This window comes from Pseudomonas sp. AMR01, assembly GCF_041946035.1.
GTDB lineage: Bacteria > Pseudomonadota > Gammaproteobacteria > Pseudomonadales > Pseudomonadaceae > Aquipseudomonas > Aquipseudomonas antarctica_B.
This window is the reverse complement of the sequence record NZ_JAUTYR010000146.1, coordinates 1-571: the sequence shown is the minus strand read 5'-3', so window position 1 is coordinate 571 and position 571 is coordinate 1. Positions and strand designations below refer to the sequence as shown.

The following is a 571-nucleotide window of genomic DNA, read 5'->3' as shown; positions in this document are numbered from 1 at the left end:
CGCCCGCAAGGGTCTGGCCGATACCGCGCTCAAGACGGCGAACTCGGGTTACCTGACCCGCCGTCTGGTCGACGTGTCGCAGGACTGCGTGATCGTCGAGGAAGACTGCAAGACCGAGAACGTGCTCGAAATGCGCGCCATCGTTCAGGGCGGTAGCGTTATCGCTTCGCTCGGCGAGCGTATCCTCGGCCGTACGGTTGCCGAAGATATCATCAACGCGGCGACCGACGAGGTCATCGTGAAGGCCGGTACGCTGGTCGACGAACCGATGGTCAAGGCGATCGAGGAAGCCGAAGTGCAGTCGGCCAAGATCCGCTCGCCGCTGGTCTGCGAAGCCGAACAGGGCGTTTGCGGCACCTGCTACGGCCGTGACCTCGCTCGCGGTACGCCGGTGAACATCGGTGAAGCTGTCGGCGTCATCGCCGCACAGTCGATCGGTGAGCCGGGCACGCAGCTGACCATGCGTACCTTCCACATCGGTGGTGCGGCGCAGCTCAACGAAACCTCGCACCTCGAAGCGGTGTCGGACGGCAAGGTCGAATATCGCGACATGCCCACGATCACCGACAAG

1 pseudogene is annotated in these 571 nt (G+C 63.7%); it reads left to right on the top strand.

Annotated features, from left to right (window positions below):
* A pseudogene (locus tag Q7C20_RS26960) lies at positions 1 to 571 on the top strand (DNA-directed RNA polymerase subunit beta'); the annotation flags it as partial.